This window comes from Vibrio sp. 2130-1, from assembly GCF_033339515.1.
Map to the genome: position 1 here is coordinate 149,583 of NZ_JAWOUT010000008.1, position 16,221 is coordinate 165,803.

A 16,221-nucleotide genomic window follows, 5' to 3' on the forward strand; every position below is an offset into this window, starting at 1 on the left:
TTATTGATTTGTATTGAATCTTCTTCTTAGGCTATGAGCATTCCTAGTCTTTAGTTATCAATATGTTATATTATTTGTCGTTAGTTCTTGATAAGTTCATCTAAACACAACGAATGTGATGAATGTCACATTAAGAGAGGCCATGTGCAGAGTCCAATTACGTTAGAAGCACTCCATATTCTAGATGCTATTGATCGAAGAGGGAGTTTTGCTGCTGCTGCGAATGAGTTAGACAGAGCCCCGTCATCGCTGAGCTATCAAATCCAGAAACTCGAGCAAGACTTAGACATTATTATCTTCGATCGCTCTGGTCACAAAGCCCATTTTACTGAAGCAGGTAAGCTTATTCTTGAAAGAGGAAGAGCCATTTTACAAGCCAGTGAAAAGTTAGTGAACGATGCAACGTTATTGGCGAATGGCTGGGAACTGGATATTACCATTGCCTTCGATGGCATTATTCCTATATCCAACTTTTTCCCGATGGTTGATGCGCTGGCCGAGGTCAGCTCAACTCGAGTCAGGCTGCAAGAGGAGATTTTGGCTGGTAGCTGGGAGTCGTTGAATACGGGGAGAGCTGATTTACTGATTTGCCCATCACTGGATACGCTTCCTCAAGAAGTTAAGTCAGAAAAAATTGGTAAAATGAGTATGTATTGGGTAGCTTCCGCTGATCACTATGTTCACAAGCGCAGTGGTAAATTTGATGAAGCAGCGCGAGAAAAGTATCGGATTATTGCTATTGCAGATACCGCACGTGAGCAACCAGCGCTCTCAATTAATATCATTCAAAAACAGCCTCGCTTGACCGTCACCAACTTTACGGCAAAAGTAGAAGCGCTCACTGCAGGTTTAGGTATTGGTACATTACCAAGCCAAATTGCACAACCTCTTATTGATAGTGGTGTATTGAAACGAATCGAAGGCACTGAAGAACAGCCGATGGATATTATTTTGGCATGGCGCCGGAACACTATGGGTGAGGCAAAATCCTGGTGTATTCAGTACTTAAAAAAGAATTGGAAACTAAAGTAACAACGTAACTTTTACTTCTTAGATTCCCATTGATTATCGAATGTAAGAAGTAAAAGTCATCGCTAATGCTGCGCTTTTCAATTTAAAGGGAGCACCATATCTGCCGTACCGTCTGCAAACTGAACATCGATCTCAAACCCCAAGTTCTGAGCCAACATCAACATTCCTCTGTTTGTTGGCATGGTCATTCCAGACATTTGCTTTGTGCCTTTAACTTTGCAATAGCTGATTATTTTCTGCATCAGCACTTTGCCTAAACCTTTTCCTTTCAAATCTGAACGAACCAAAATAGCAAACTCAGCGTCACTATTGTCTGGTGTAATCAATGCGCGGGCTACCCCTATGATAGACGGTCCGTCAGTATTAAACGCTACCGCAACAAACGCCATTTCGCGGTCATAGTCGATTTGAGTAAAGTTTGCCAAAGCCTCATGGTTGAACTCTCCAACTTCAGAAAAGAAACGTTTATAGAGATCTTCTTTCGATACGCTATTAATGAATTGAGCATGTAGCGGCTCATCCTCAGGCAAGATAGGGCGAAGCAGGATAGGCTGGCCATCTCGAAGCGTTACAGTTTCGACAAACTCTGCCGGGAAAGGGCGAATCGCTAGCCGTTTTTGGGCGTCTCCTTCGTATTTACACAGTGTGACATCTGCATCAAGGATGGTTAAATCGCTTCCGGACACTAGTACTGGATGGATATCCAGTTTTTGTATTTCTGGTAACTCAACTGCCATTTGGGAGATACGAACCAAGAACTTCGACAACTCAGTAATATCGAGCGCATCTTTGTGTTTCTGCAGGCGAATCTTTCCAGACTTTAGGGCAACAACGACAAGGTAGCGCGCAAGCGTCATGTTCAAAGGAGGAAGTGCAGCGACGGCATCTTGGGCGATATTCCACTCAGAGCCGCCTTGACCAAGCAAGATCACTGGTCCAAAGACTTTATCTACTGCAATACTAATCCGTAGCTCTTCAGCGCTGCCGAGCTTTGCCATCCCTTGTACCAACAGCCCATGTACATTGGCGGAAGGATAGCTGAGCTTTACGGTATCTAAAATGGATAGCGCTGCGTTGGAAACTTCTCGACTGTTTCTTAAATTTAGAGCGACACCGTGAACATCCGATTTATGAGGAATGTCTGGAGAACGCAATTTAACCGCAACAGGATATCCAATATTTTCTGCCATATGAACGGCTTCAATGTCGTCAGATGCAATCCACGTCGGCAAAACGTTAAACCCGAACAGCTTAAATAATGGACTGGTTTGATGCGTATCTAAGGTGACTGTATTTTTATCCAGTAGTCGTTCGTTTACCCATTCTTTTGCTGAACTCACACTTCCAGAATGTAATGGCTCTGCCGTCGTTGGCGTTTCCATTAGTTGTTTCTGGTTTCGTCTGTATTCGACCAAGTGCATGTATGCTACAACCGCACTTTCAGGTGTTCTATAGGTTGGAATACCTGCTTGAGTAAATGCCAGTCGTGCCTCTCTCGACGTTTGTTCTCCTGACCAGTTGGTCAAGATATTAAAATGCTTATGCCGAGGGTGAGATTTGATTGAATTAATAACGGCTTGAGCAGTTTCAAGAGGATCAGAAACAGCAGAAGGACTATGCATAATCAATATCGCATCTGCACAGTCGTTATTCATCAGTGCGTTAATGGTATCAATATAGCGTTTTTGGGTTGCGTCACCAGACAGATCAATCGGATTTCGAGCACGCCAGTTGGATGGAAGTACTGCTTGTAATTGCTCAATGGAAGCGTCATCAAGCGTTGCGAGTTGGCCACCACGTTCAATCAAAGTATCAACGGACATAACAGCAGGGCCGCCGCCATTGGTGATGATCGCTAAACGCTCTCCACGAAGTGGCACAGAATGCGTGAGTGTTTCTACCGCGGCAAAAAGCTCATGCGTATTGCTGACTCGTAACATACCAGTTCTGCGAATAGCAGAATCGTAAATTACGTCAAGTGTATCTCCGTCTTGCTGCTCAAAAGTATTCATCTCTTTAGAGCGGCCCGCTTTTAGCACCAATATACGTCGGTTACGTGAAGCGGCGCGCGCAGCAGACATAAATCGGCGAGCGTCTTGGATATTATCAACATAAAGCAGAATAGCTTCAGTGTTTCCATCCATACTCAAATAGTCGAGCAAATCTGCAAAATCGATATCTTGTCCGCGCCCAATCGAAATGAACGAAGAAAAACCAATGTTCTTATCATTTGCCCAGTCTAAAACCGTGGTACAAACCGCCGCGGATTGTGAGATGAAAGCAATTTTTCCGGGTTTAGCTGCAACAGGGGAAAACGTGCAGTTAAAATTGTGCCAAGGAAGGATGATACCTAAGCTGTTTGGGCCTAAGACTCGAATGTTCAATGATGAGATATCTAAAGGCTTAGGGTCATCAGAGATAACAATCGCAAACGGTGTGCCTCTCTCATCTAGCTCTTTAAGCAATTGCTCGTTACGTGAAACGTTCGTACACAAAATTGCAATATCTGGCGTATAGGGCAGGGAAGCTACATCGGGGTAAGCGATCACGCCAGATACGGCTTTATATCGCGGCGTTACTGGCATAATCGCGCCACCAAACCCACTTTGTAGAAGGTTGCGCATCACAACATGTCCTGCTCGCAATGCTTTTTGAGATGCCCCAATAACGGCCACAGAGTTGGGTTTAAAGAGTTTATGTAGTTTATTCATGCTGACTCCTGGCCGTTTGTAAGTCACGTTGGCTTCTCGGTTTCATATCAATCATAAACGAATAATTTACCGATAAAACATCTTCAGACCAGACATTGCAGAAAATGTGTACGATGCTTATGGAGTTTGTGTTATTCATCACATCAAAATCACAGATTATTGTATTTGATGCTTGATAAACGGCCCTGCTATCGGCATGATTTAACGTAATATTTATCCAGAGCATTTGTTACTTCATGAAAAAAATCGCAATCATCGGCTTGTCAGTTCTGCTTTCTGCTTGTGCATCTGAAACTTACATCACGGATGTGACCTCAGAAAGTTACCGAGAGGACTACAAATCAGATCGTATCTCTAAACCAATTATGGCGTCTGAAAACGCTGTAGTAGAAAAAGACGTACAACCAACTGTTGTGAAAATGACGGCAAAGCCTGAAGAGAAGAAAGTAGTCAAGCTAACGCCAAAAGAGCAGGCGAAGCCAGTTAAGATCGTACCACCAAGTAAAAAGCAAGCTGGCATTCAACGATTCGGCTATACCATTCAAGTCGCAGCTGTGGGTAGCCAAGCGAAAGTCGATCAGTTTGCAAATAAGCTGCCACAGAACGGTCAGCCAATTTGGGAAAACTACAAAGTTGTAAACGGTACTAAGTGGTTCTCAGTTTTATACGGAGACTACGCAACAAGCGCAGAAGCCAAGCAAGCGATTTCGACTTTGCCAGCTCAATTTCAGCAGTTAAGACCATTTGTTAAAAGCATTGATGCAATCAAAAACTCAGCTTACCCAACGCTTAACAAATTAAATTAACACATCAAATAAGGGAGCGAATAGCTCCCTTATTTATTTGCTCAAATCCTATTCGAACAACATTCCTCACATTAAAATTACTGTACGTCACACTTCAAAGGTTTATCATAATAAATAGTATCTTTTGTAGGTCACGGAAAGATGGATTCATGATTAAAAATATTCTTTTACTATGCGGCGGTGGCTCTTCTGAGCACGAGATTTCATTATTGTCTGCAAACTTTGTCGAACAACAACTAAATCTTATTGAAGACGTTCACGTTACACGCGTAGAAATAAAAAACGAAGGTTGGATGACCAACCAAGGTGAGTTGGTTTACTTGGATCTCAATACCAAGCAGTTGTGCTCAAGTGAATCTAATCAAACCATTGATTTCATCGTGCCTTGTATACATGGTTTTCCTGGCGAAACAGGCGACATTCAATCTCTGTTTGAAATCGCAGGTATTCCTTATCTTGGCTGCGGGCCAGAAGCGAGTAGCAATAGTTTCAATAAAATCACATCTAAGCTTTGGTACGACGCTATCGGCATACCCAATACGCCATACTTATTCTTAACGCGAAACGATGAAGAAGCTCACGTTCAAGCTCATAAAGCCTTTGAAAAGTGGGGAAAAGTTTTTGTTAAAGCCGCTCGCCAAGGTTCTTCCGTTGGCTGTTACAGTGTCACAGAAAAAGACAAGCTTTCTAATGCAGTAAATGATGCTTTTGGGTTTTCTGACCAAGTGTTGGTTGAGAAAGCAGTAAAACCTCGAGAACTTGAAGTTGCTGCATATGAGATGAATGGCCAACTACATATCACTAAGCCAGGCGAGGTCATCGCGCCTGATGGTGCTTTTTACTCGTACGATGAAAAGTACAGCAGTTCAAGTCACTCGCTCACAGAAGTTGAGGCGAAGAATCTAACTCAAATACAATTAGATTCCATCCAACACGCGTCAGAGACGGTATTTAAACAAATGAATCTTCGTCATTTATCTCGTATCGACTTTTTCCTAACGGAAGATGATGAGATTTACTTAAACGAAGTAAACACATTTCCAGGAATGACTCCGATCTCAATGTTCCCTAAAATGCTTCAAAACAACGGGCACAAATTTCATGAGTTCTTGGAAGATTGTATAAACAGTGCAAAGTGATTAACGTTATCGAGACGCGTTTTATGATACAAGTTGTTTTCTAGAGCAAGGATTATTCAAGCCGTATTTGAATATTGCTCAGTAGCAATTATGATTATATCAACGCATTAAACAGATGACTCAGTGGTATGGCGATTTCAAATTATAGAGGTTTTAACCTGCAGTCAGTCGGATCAGATGGCAGTGTTTGGAAGGTTAAAATCAAGAACCACGTTTTACAGGGCAGTTTGACGGCGGTAAAGAAAAGCATTGATTGGTGGTGTGACACCGCATCGATTATTGATCCCAAAGAGTTTGCTTCACTCGGACAAAGAGTGCAGCAAACTGGTGTTGCAAAATCAGAGGTCTTTAACGGCTATACTATTCAAAACGATACAGGCCAACCTAACTCTTGGTACTGTATGTTTAATGGTAAACTGATTAAGGGCAGTAAAGCCGCTATTCAACGCCATATCGAAGCTTATTTGGTTGCAAAGCAAAAAGCGATGCAAGCTCAACAACAAAAGAAACAATAGAATGACTCTGGTATATTCAACAGAAACCGGTCGAATTAAACCGGAAGAAGAAAAAGTATCTCGCCCTAAAGGCGATGGTGTTGTTCGGATTCAGCGCCAAACGAAAGGCCGTAAAGGTAAAGGCGTATGCATTGTTACAGGTTTAGACTTGGATGATGCACCTTTAAAGTTATTAGCGGCAGAACTCAAAAAAGTCTGTGGCTGTGGTGGCTCTGTAAAAGATGGCAATATCGAGATTCAAGGTGATGCTAGAGACAAGATCAAGGCACATCTTGAAAAGAAAGGCATGACAGTCAAATTAGCCGGTGGCTAATTTAATATTTCCAGTAAACAAAAATGGCGTCTAAAGAAATAGACGCCATTTTTTATAAGTTGCTAATTGAAGAGCAAGCAATCGTAGATTGATAGATCGATATTAGCTATTTTATGGTAAATAACTATTATGTTTAATGCTCACAGTAAGGCCCTTAAATTTAAAATCTGTAGGGGAATAGGAGCATACTCAGACAACATTTAGCGTACGGCTATATGTGATTTAACATAATATACATAATACGAACTTAAGGGTTAGAAGATTAGCATTGGTGAAGTCAGCTTAGTTACGCCGTATTTGGCCTTTGCGGCCTTACAGGCTTCATCGGCTGTTTTGTATGGACCGTGAACTTCGATTTCACCGCAGCGGCCACTTGATAAGAACCAGTCATCAACTTTAAAGCCATGCAGCTGATTAAGTTCCTGCACTGTATCTTTGGTTACGTTCGATACCATGCACGTTGGTTCTGCATCTTGCTCATTCAACATGAGTCAACATGGACACGCATTTGCTTAACCCAAACGTGTAAGTACTACATTAGTTTTATAGGAACAAGGAATCTAACAGATGTAAACTCTCTACTTTTCAATCTATACCTAGATCTTTCTTCATATGTTCACTCAACTCGTTAGTGGTTCTTACATTAATCTTATGTTTGCAATGATGGATTCTCAGCTCTTCACCAAATAATTTTACTAGTGATTTGGTATACAAAGTACTAATATTATTTATTATTCTATACAATGTATCTTTCTGATAAACAGATCTTTTCGAATTTTGTATTGCAGTCTTCATATTTTAATATCCTTACACGTTTAACTTTATAATTTAAAAAATCAATTTCAACTTTTATTATTACTTTTTCCGATATGGAATGAGTCATTATCAATGATGCACAATCAAGAATTAAATCACCCGAATCCAACTTAGTAATTTCACGAGACAAATTTTTTATTTTTAAATCTTTATTTTCTATATTTAATCCGATTGATTTAATTTCTTCAGGATATCGGTTTAACTTAATATCCAATATGATTTTATTAAGATAGTAGTCTGCCTTTATTTCATGGCGGCTTTTAAATATCATTGTCCCCCTCCGATGAAGCAAGTTATACTTTCCCACCAGTTAAAAGACAACGTGACTCAGAGTTGCAAAAAGGTAACAATCATGGAATTGATGAACAATGAGTTGATCTGCTTTGCAGCCATTTGTAAACACCTCTCTCTTACAGAGGCATCAAAAGAACTTGGAAAGTCGAAAGCTCAAGTCAGCAGGCAGCTAGCAGCATTAGAAAAACAACTTGGTGTAACACTCGTCCACAGGACAACAAGGAAACTCGTTTTAACTGATCATGGCGAAAGCATTAGAGAGCTTGCTATCAAGACGTTAGAGAGTTTGCACGAGTTAAATTACAGAGCTAGCTCGTTGAGTGAATGCATTGATGGAAAGTTTAAAATCACAATGCCCAACTCTATAGCCTCTTCTATTTTTGGTTCTGTTCTTAAAGACTTACAAGAACGATATCCAAAAGTTGATTTTGAAATATCGTCAAGTAACAATGTAGAAAATTTATTAGAAAGCAATGTAGATTTAGCGATTAGGCTTAATAATGTTATTGATGACAATCTTATTGCACATAAAATTGGTGATTATAGTGATGTTTTGATATCTAGGGTAAGTAATGCCAACAACAAAACACTATTAATCTACAAACATCATTCGAATAAGGAATCAATTAAAAATCAATATACTGATGTTATCGAAGTTGATAACACCTCTATTTTAATAAACTTTGTTTCTGAGGGAGTTGGGGTTGGTGTCATTCCAAACTATCTTATTAAAAGTAACTATATAGACAAAAACATCCGAATATCGCAAACTTTTGATATAGAACGTTCCATGTATATTGCCTACCCTTATCAAAACCCTTTGCCAAGAAAGCTAGCTGAGATATCTACTTTTATTAGGTCTGAGTTATCACAAGTATTGAAGAGTGAGTCATTTTAGGGCGGTTGTTCAGATTTAGAATTTTGCGTTGTCTACTCCACTAGGCCTAACGCTAATCTTTGTAACATATTGTTTCGGCGGTATTTATTAACACCCCCATCTTTATGCTTGCTATCACAATGTGAGATGCTCTGCCGTCTTGTTATCAAGGTTTTGCGTGGAATAAATCACGTGGGGTAAACGATAGATTGACTTACATTAAAATTTTCATCAAAAGCAACTTTATATAAAATTGATTTCATACCAATCTATGTGTATCTTCTACCCATATCCCCACAATAACCAAGGAGAATGCCATGGATAAGCTACTCGCGTCTGCATTAGAAATTAAGCAGCGAACTATGGTGACTGGCTTTTTTGCTAGAAATGGATTCAAAATCGCTATGACCGATTTTGATGATGTCACTTTTGAGCGAGAAGGCGTGCAAGTTAACGTACATTTTGATCTGCAGTCAAACGCGGAGTCTGCATCTGTTTTATCTCATGAGGCATCAATCATTCCTGGCTAAAAACTTTTATTATCACCGATACACCAAGCCGAACATAAAAGTTCGGCTTTTTAGTGACAAAAAATGATGAGTGCGAACAAGAGTTGTCGATCACTCGTCTAAATAGACGATTAATAAATCAGCTTCAACTTCGTTCACAACCTTTGGTATCGATGAAAAAAAGCGACTCAATAAGTAGTGATGATGACCACAGACAACTAAATCTATCCCCTCTTTTTTGACGATTCCCGATAGTTTTATATGAAGATCGCCGATTACTACCATGGTCTCGTTTACTGGGTATAAGCATTTATCAGCGAGCTCTTGCAGCCTTCTTTCCAATTCTTGCTCTTCCTTAGCTTCCATGACTATGCGATCAACATCTACGTAAACAAATGAGAGTTTGCTGCTTGAGTTATCTGCTTGCATTATTGCTTTTTCGATAACGGCTTGGCTAGATTTAGATAAGTCGACAGCAACCAAAACATGCTTGTAACCCATCATTCCTCCCTTGGTTAGTTTTTGTTCTCATATTAAGTCTAGTCCACATAGAGCGAACACAACATCAAAACTACTGCTACTCATCCAAAGATCAACGATGTTTTTCCAATTTCTTCTCTAATTATCGGACTATTTAACAGGAAGGACGTCAGGAAACGTTACGTTGTAATAGGCGTTACTGCTCTTGATTTCTACTACTCTTGAGGTTTCATATTACCCACTTCAACGTCGCCTAGTTTAGTAAAACTACTTTAGGTTAAACGTGTTCAATATGTAACGCTCCGCTCAAATCCAGGAGACGTATTTCGGCTAAAAAAGCAGCTCAATAAGATGAACTTCGATTCATCTATTATATATGTCTGCGAGTGCTTACTGTTCTTATATCGCTTATTTAATAAGTCTAGTTTAATTACCGCTATAAGTTACGGTGTATCTTTTTTCTTTTTTCAGCATAATCCTCTACCTGGGAACGAAGCCCTCTCGTACTTTGTAATTAAATTACCAGATCAATCACTACCAATATGGTTGACAGATTAAATGACCGAGGTAAATAATTGATATTATTGAGTTTAATTTGTTAGTTCTTTAAAAATGCCTAATTGCCTGTACTGCGAAAAATAAGGTTAACTCGATTAAGTAAAATTTTACTAACTCGCTATTTAGTCTTAAAGGCAATTGAACAAGATTAAAATCATATAGGTATAGTAAATTTTAGTTACAGCGTAACCAGGGTGGTGTTTGGGAGTGTAAAGGAATAGAAAATAGAAAGGCAAAAAACAGGGCGTATGCCCTGTCCATGAATTGATTAGTTTTGTTGCTGTTGTTTTTCTGCGTACTCAGAACGAATCCGTTCGGCAACAATTTTGATAGCTTCTGCAGTACTTGTGCCCTTCGCCATCAATTCTTGAATTCTCTCTACAGCTTGTTGTTGCTCTTGGTGAGATAGAGGGGGTAAATCGTCAAACATAAAAAGCTCCTCATTTTGAGGAGCTGACTATAACGATTCAATTAATAGGTAGCAAGGAAATTAATGGATGCACCCATAGCGTTCTCGTTTGTGTACTGAGCTGCGATATCCAATTCGAACAACTTAAGTGGGGACAACCCGATACCAGCAGTAATGGTTCCTTCGTCATTACTTCGAGCTAAGTTCTTCATATACCCTGCTCGTAATGCCATTTGACGCAAAATATCAAACTCAATACCAGCTCGAATCATTTGCGTATTATCATCAAAGGATGAAAAACGTTTTTCTTCGTTAAGATCGTAGTCAACACTCATCGTAAAGTAATCGGCAACAATCCCTGCCCCAACGGTGTATACAGGACGCATGCTATATTCGTATGATTTTATCGTATCGCTGCCATATTGGAATGATTTTGTTTTAACGTCTCTTCCGATCAAATTTTTCGCTGAAATACCGAGACGATATGGGCCAAAGAACCAAAGTGCGCCTGCGTCTAAGTTAAACATCGTTTCCGCGGTCTCATTTTCACGTAAGTCTTTAGTATCAAAATTCTGAAAACTCGTGGCGTATGAGTATGTGTATATACGCTGAAGTTTAGGAGTAACACCAAAAGAAAGGTGTTGGTTCATGAAATTAGTGTATTTAGCAAGTGAAATACCAGCTTCAGCCACGCCAATAGAAACACCTTGTACATAGCTATCATCTAATGGATTAGTACCTGAGGTATCAACATTTGGTTGTACGAATGATTCAGTGTATAGCTTACCGTATGCAGTTGCAGATAAGAATTTGTTGGGGATACCAATGGCAACGACACCACCAAGATCAAAGTCTGTCTTTTTCCCATCGATAGCATCCATCGATTTTTTGATTTCATCGACGTCTGTCAATTTGCTGATGCGTTCTATCTCATCAACTAGATCATATTGATCATCGTAGCTGCCACCAAAACTTGGCACGATCATGCCTGCATCGTCATTTCGGCGATAAATCGCAGTAAGAGCGGGGTTGAAAAAAGGCGCAGTTAGATAAGTTGCTGATACGGTACCAACGCCACCCATTGCATCACTACGAGCCTCTATCGCATAAGTAGCAGCAGAAGCAGCATTAGCGAAAAGAATAGTAGCAACAGAAGTGGCAAGAATTTTATATTTGTTTTTCATACTACACTTGTGATTTTAGTTCGTCCTGAACCTTTATCGGCACAAGTAGTATTTCTTTAACTATTCTTCCTGGGAAAGATCATAGGTTCGGCTAATAGTTTGAGCCTGCTCAACAATTATATCGCCCTGCCAACGGCGACTATTGATACTTACCGCCAATACGTATCTATCGTTTGGGACACCCGCTAGCTCCAATGAATTTGGATAGTTAGACTCATAAGTCTTTTTCCACATTTGCTCGTACTGGCCATCAATGTAGTCATACAAACCAACTTCAAGTTGCGGTAATGGACAATGGGGATTACGAAGTGCGCTCTTTTCTACTTTCCAATTCTCTTTAGATGTCCAACGAACATATTGAGAAGAGTTTGAATCTCCAAGTATTACCCAAGTTCGATACTCTTGTTTATCAGTAGAAACAACGGTTAAGTGATATAAACCAGCTTCAAGCTTGCCTGTTAAGTTATAGCGTTTCGAGTAACTACGCTCGTTGGCAAGTTCTGTCCCGTTCGGCTGTTGTTCATAGCTGAATGAACTGTCCGCGGATATAGAATCATCCACCCATCGATTAAATGAAATATTTTCGATGTCAGTTGTAGCTCTTAGCTTGATCACCAATCTAAATGTATCTCGCCCAGGGCTTTGAATAGTCTGACGAATAACGTTCACACCACTTATCCAATCAGGCAGCGTTACACCAGTGAGAGCCTTGCCACAGTTTTTGGATAGTGACTGACCAAGAAGATCATTAAGGTGAGGAGTCAAATCTTTACTTGGTTCCGTTTGCCAGAGTTCAACAAGAGAGTTGAACATACCCGCAAGATCATCTTCAAGTAAGTGTTGATGTGCCTGTGTTAAAGGCGTGTTAGTTTGAAACCAGTCCATCGCATGGACTGGTTTCACTAACGCTAATGAGACAACTACAGGGAGTAGTATTTTCATTACGACTTATGCTTTCATCTTGTAGCCAACACCACGAAGTGTTTCAATTTCCAGTCCTGGCAGTTTTTGACGAAGCTGTAGTACATGTGTATCAACCGTACGTGTTGTCGGGAAGTGATTGTAACCCCAAACGTGGTCAAGTAGCTCATCACGAGTAAACACGCGACCTAAGTTTGACGCCAAAAATAGCAGCAAATCAAACTCTGTTCGAGTAAGCGTAATTAGCTCGTCTTTATAAGTCACTTCACGAGTCGAGCGGTCAATCTCTAAGTCTTTTGTAATCACTTTATCAGCGTTGCTTTGTTCTGCTGAATCCGGTGCTCGTAGCTGTGCACGGATTCTCGCAAAAAGCTCCGCCTCAGCAAAAGGCTTTGTTAAGTAGTCGTTCGCGCCGGAATCAAGGCCTGCAACTTTATCTTTTACGGTAACAAGTGCCGTTAACAAGATAACTGGTACGTCTTTAATCTGTTTCCATTCTGGGAGACATTGTACAGAGTCACCATCTGGGAGTTGGCGATCGAGAATTACCAAGTCAGCTTTTTTCCATTGTGGCTCTACGTCTGCAATACGCTCCACATGTAAACACTCATATCCTGCTTGTTCCAGGCTTACTAACAGGCCGTCAGCCAAGTTTTTATCGTCCTCAACGAGAAGCAGTGTCTGTTTCACAAGGTATCTCCAATATAAAAGTTGTAGGTGGTCCCATTAAGGACATTTTTCCGCCCATGCGGCCTACCATAGATTCAACGATTGTTAATCCAAGTCCTAACCCGCTCTTACTTACGAACGGTTTCTTCAAATTTGCCCAATCTTTAGCCGTTAGGCCTCCTGCATCTCGGACTTGGAATACTATTTTTTCTTCACTAGTTGAGACATCCAATTCAACCGGTGCGACACCGTACTTAAGCGCATTACGAAGCAAGTTATCGATACAAGTTCCTAACCAGTACACATTAACTTTAGCAGCCACATCTTCATTGATGTTAAAAAGCACGGCACTATCAAATTCTTCTTCGATCTTAAATTCTAACCAATCTGCAACGGATGGTACCCAGTCTGTTGCAAGCATTTGGTTATCAGATTGCAAATAATCTTTACTCGCTTCTGCCAATTGACGCAGGCGGCGCGTATCTTCACACAATCTGCGGAATTCGTCATACACACTTTCAGGCAAATGCTCGAACTCTCGACGAAAGCCTTCAACCGTTAGTGACAGAGATGCAATCGGTGTTCTGAGCTCATGCGTTAAAATTTGCAACACGAGCATTCTACTACGTAGTTCTTCTCGCTTGCTATTCCAACGGTACACCGCCCAACCAATCACCAAAAGAATATTGGCGATTACCAGTATGATCATACTGATCCGCAAAACTTGCGAGTGATCTTCTACATCCCAACAAATATTGCCTCGTTTAACAAAGCAACTTTTGCTTTGAGAGGCTAGAGCGTATGACAGACCCGCATTCGCTACGTTCTCTTGCCAGATATCTTTCTCGAAAACAAAGTAACGGTCACCACGTCTTAGCCAAAGTTCGTTACCTTCAATAAACATGCTCGCGCCTGCAATCAAAGCATTAATGGCGTCGTCATCCATGTTTTTCAAGCTTTCTAGCAACTCATCCCCTTCCTCGTTATCACGCTCTTTTATATGCATGTACTGAGATAGTTTGGGTTTGAGTTCTGGATACTTATCCACATAACGTGCCGCGTACGTCCCACCACCAGGGTGAATGAGACCACTACGCGAGAACCAACGAGGTGTCAGCTGCGTCCCTTTACAAATCGCTCTTGTAAATACTAAAGGCTCAGTAATTAAAGGACTTAATGGTAATTTGCCACGACAAGTATTCGCCAAGCTGTAAAGCTGTTGGATATCTTTTAACGGATAGTCAGACGTTTGCGGCAGAAGCGAATCTGGCGCAAGTAACTTGGTAGGATAATTTGATTGCAGAATACGAATATCGTACGACTTAAGAGCTACTTCATAGTTAAATAGCTCTGTAAACGTATCTATTCTTTCTGGTAGTGAATCGGAAAATGCAGGTGCCGAAAAAAGCGGCAATACAGTTGCAAAACCGAGCAAAAACTTTTTAATCAAACTGTTACCGTCACTTGTTACATTAGCCAAAACTATACATCAATCTACAAGCAATTGACATCTGCTAACAGAAGGATTTGCATTACTATAACATTGAAACGGAACAAAAAAGGGCCAGCGATTGCTGACCCTGTATAGTTTTAAATCAAGAATGGTTAAAGTGCTTTAAAAATAGACTCAACACTTTCTTTCGCATCACCAAATAGCATTGATGTATTTTCTTTGAAGAACAGTGGGTTCTGTACTCCTGCGTAACCAGTATTCATTGAGCGCTTGAATACCACTACGTTTTTCGCGTTCCATACCTCCAATACGGGCATACCAGCGATTGGGCTGTTCGGATCTTCCAGTGCGGCTGGGTTGACCGTATCGTTAGCACCGATAACCAATACGGTATCGGTTTCTGCAAAGTCATCATTGATTTCATCCATTTCAAGAACGATATCATACGGTACTTTTGCTTCAGCGAGTAACACATTCATATGCCCCGGTAGACGACCCGCTACTGGGTGAATCCCAAAGCGAACTTCAATACCTTGTGAACGAAGTACATCAGTAATTTCATGAACAGGGTATTGTGCCTGAGCTACTGCCATGCCATATCCTGGAGTGATGATTACTGATTTTGAGTTCTTCAACATCTCTGCAACTTCTTCAGCCGTTGTTTCACGATATTCGCCCTGCTCTTCGTCACCTGAAATCACTATCTCTTGACCAAAACCACCGGCAATAACACTGATAAACGAACGGTTCATTGCTTTACACATGATGTAAGAAAGAATCGCACCTGATGAACCTACCAAAGCACCTGTTACAATCAATAGATCATTTGCTAGCATGAAACCTGCTGCCGCTGCTGCCCAACCTGAGTATGAGTTCAACATAGAGACAACAACTGGCATATCAGCACCACCAATTGAAGCGACTAAATGGTAGCCGAATGCGAACGCAATCAAAGTCATCACAATAAGAGCGAACATGCTGCCATCTGCTTTTACGAAGTAGATCATAAGAAGCGTAGAGATAACAACCGCTGCGAGATTCATTTTGTGCTTATGAGGTAGGTTAAGTGGCGACGAAGAAATCACACCACGCAGCTTACCAAATGCGACAATTGAACCGGTGAAAGTTACGGCACCGATGAACACACCCAAGAATACTTCTACAAGGTGGATAACATGCTCAGCATGTGTTGCTGCTTCTGGCGCATCTAGGTAACTGTTGTAGCCAACTAAAACCGCAGCTAAACCTACAAAGCTGTGTAGAATCGCAACCAGTTCTGGCATCTCGGTCATTTCTACTTTCTTCGCATAGAAAATACCGATCGCACCACCTATCGCCATCGCGATAATGATCCAACCAAAACCTTGCGCATCTGGGCTAAAGATCGTCGCTATTAGCGCGATCGTCATACCAGCGATACCGTAGTAGTTACCATTACGAGCAGACTCTTGCTTTGAAAGCCCCGCCAAACTCATGATGAAAAATAATGCAGCAACAATGTAAGCTGCTTGTACTAATCCTGCAGACATTGTGAC

Annotated in this window: 17 protein-coding genes; 7 read left to right on the forward strand and 10 right to left on the reverse strand. The window is 40.9% G+C overall.

All coding sequences use genetic code 11. The annotated features are described in order from the left end of the window. Nucleotides 1-144: 144 nt before the first annotated feature. Nucleotides 145-1,032 carry a LysR family transcriptional regulator gene (locus R7Q09_RS14165; protein ID WP_017634152.1) on the forward strand — a complete coding sequence of 296 codons (888 nt, stop codon included), beginning with the start codon at nt 145-147 and terminating at the stop codon, nt 1,030-1,032. Nucleotides 1,033-1,109: 77 nt separating this feature from the next. On the opposite strand, the gene R7Q09_RS14170 is transcribed toward R7Q09_RS14165, so the two are convergent. Next, nucleotides 1,110-3,743 (reverse strand): bifunctional acetate--CoA ligase family protein/GNAT family N-acetyltransferase, encoded by a 2,634-nt coding sequence (locus tag R7Q09_RS14170; RefSeq protein WP_238967188.1) that lies wholly within the window; start codon nt 3,741-3,743, stop codon nt 1,110-1,112. Nucleotides 3,744-3,979: 236 nt separating this feature from the next. Here R7Q09_RS14170 and R7Q09_RS14175 point away from each other — a divergent pair, with 236 nt between their 5' ends. The 4 genes from R7Q09_RS14175 (at nt 3,980) to yciH (ending at nt 6,516) form a co-directional block, all read left to right on the forward strand. Next, entirely contained in the window at nt 3,980-4,549 is a 570-nt protein-coding gene (locus tag R7Q09_RS14175) for an SPOR domain-containing protein (protein ID WP_005390018.1), read from the forward strand. A 149-nt stretch (nt 4,550-4,698) separates the two neighbouring features. Further along, a complete protein-coding gene (locus R7Q09_RS14180) occupies nt 4,699-5,688 on the forward strand; it encodes a D-alanine--D-alanine ligase (RefSeq protein WP_033907069.1) in 990 nt (329 codons plus the stop codon). A 128-nt stretch (nt 5,689-5,816) separates the two neighbouring features. After that, the gene (locus tag R7Q09_RS14185) at nt 5,817-6,203 is read left to right on the forward strand and encodes a DUF3319 domain-containing protein (protein ID WP_005376294.1); all 387 of its coding nucleotides are present in this window, start codon (nt 5,817-5,819) and stop codon (nt 6,201-6,203) included. A gap of 1 nt (nt 6,204) precedes the next feature. Then, nucleotides 6,205-6,516, forward strand: a complete 312-nt coding sequence (yciH, locus tag R7Q09_RS14190; RefSeq protein ID WP_005376292.1) for a stress response translation initiation inhibitor YciH — start codon at nt 6,205-6,207, stop codon at nt 6,514-6,516. Nucleotides 6,517-6,770: 254 nt separating this feature from the next. Here the strand turns inward: yciH and R7Q09_RS14195 are convergent, their stop codons facing one another. Continuing rightward, nucleotides 6,771-7,004, reverse strand: a complete 234-nt coding sequence (locus R7Q09_RS14195) for a hypothetical protein (protein ID WP_318070875.1) — start codon at nt 7,002-7,004, stop codon at nt 6,771-6,773. Nucleotides 7,005-7,252: 248 nt separating this feature from the next. Then, nucleotides 7,253-7,603 carry a hypothetical protein gene (locus R7Q09_RS14200; RefSeq protein WP_213961464.1) on the reverse strand — a complete coding sequence of 117 codons (351 nt, stop codon included), beginning with the start codon at nt 7,601-7,603 and terminating at the stop codon, nt 7,253-7,255. Between the two features lie 81 nt (nt 7,604-7,684). Here R7Q09_RS14200 and R7Q09_RS14205 point away from each other — a divergent pair, with 81 nt between their 5' ends. Further along, nucleotides 7,685-8,524 carry a LysR family transcriptional regulator gene (locus R7Q09_RS14205; RefSeq protein WP_137282627.1) on the forward strand — a complete coding sequence of 280 codons (840 nt, stop codon included), beginning with the start codon at nt 7,685-7,687 and terminating at the stop codon, nt 8,522-8,524. Between the two features lie 296 nt (nt 8,525-8,820). Next, the gene (locus tag R7Q09_RS14210; protein WP_005376260.1) at nt 8,821-9,033 is read left to right on the forward strand and encodes a hypothetical protein; all 213 of its coding nucleotides are present in this window, start codon (nt 8,821-8,823) and stop codon (nt 9,031-9,033) included. Nucleotides 9,034-9,123: 90 nt separating this feature from the next. Here R7Q09_RS14210 and R7Q09_RS14215 read toward each other — a convergent pair whose 3' ends face one another. From R7Q09_RS14215 to pntB, 7 genes are all read right to left on the reverse strand, one after another. Then, nucleotides 9,124-9,513 (reverse strand): universal stress protein, encoded by a 390-nt coding sequence (locus R7Q09_RS14215; RefSeq protein WP_053307697.1) that lies wholly within the window; start codon nt 9,511-9,513, stop codon nt 9,124-9,126. Nucleotides 9,514-10,318: 805 nt separating this feature from the next. Then, entirely contained in the window at nt 10,319-10,480 is a 162-nt protein-coding gene (locus R7Q09_RS14220; protein WP_005376257.1) for a YoaH family protein, read from the reverse strand. A 41-nt stretch (nt 10,481-10,521) separates the two neighbouring features. Then, on the reverse strand, nt 10,522-11,643 hold the full coding sequence (locus R7Q09_RS14225) for a conjugal transfer protein TraF (protein WP_005388052.1): 1,122 nt from the start codon (nt 11,641-11,643) through the stop codon (nt 10,522-10,524). A 60-nt stretch (nt 11,644-11,703) separates the two neighbouring features. Beyond that, the gene (locus R7Q09_RS14230; RefSeq protein ID WP_005388048.1) at nt 11,704-12,585 is read right to left on the reverse strand and encodes a DUF2861 family protein; all 882 of its coding nucleotides are present in this window, start codon (nt 12,583-12,585) and stop codon (nt 11,704-11,706) included. Between the two features lie 6 nt (nt 12,586-12,591). Further along, nucleotides 12,592-13,254, reverse strand: coding sequence for a response regulator transcription factor VxrB (gene vxrB, locus R7Q09_RS14235; RefSeq protein ID WP_005376251.1), 663 nt, complete (start codon nt 13,252-13,254; stop codon nt 12,592-12,594). Then, nucleotides 13,229-14,683, reverse strand: coding sequence for a sensor histidine kinase VxrA (gene vxrA / locus R7Q09_RS14240; protein ID WP_025767766.1), 1,455 nt, complete (start codon nt 14,681-14,683; stop codon nt 13,229-13,231). The genes vxrB and vxrA overlap by 26 nt, the downstream gene beginning before the upstream one ends. 155 nt (nt 14,684-14,838) lie before the next feature. Continuing rightward, entirely contained in the window at nt 14,839-16,215 is a 1,377-nt protein-coding gene (gene pntB / locus R7Q09_RS14245) for a Re/Si-specific NAD(P)(+) transhydrogenase subunit beta (RefSeq protein ID WP_005376248.1), read from the reverse strand. Nucleotides 16,216-16,221 lie beyond the last annotated feature (6 nt).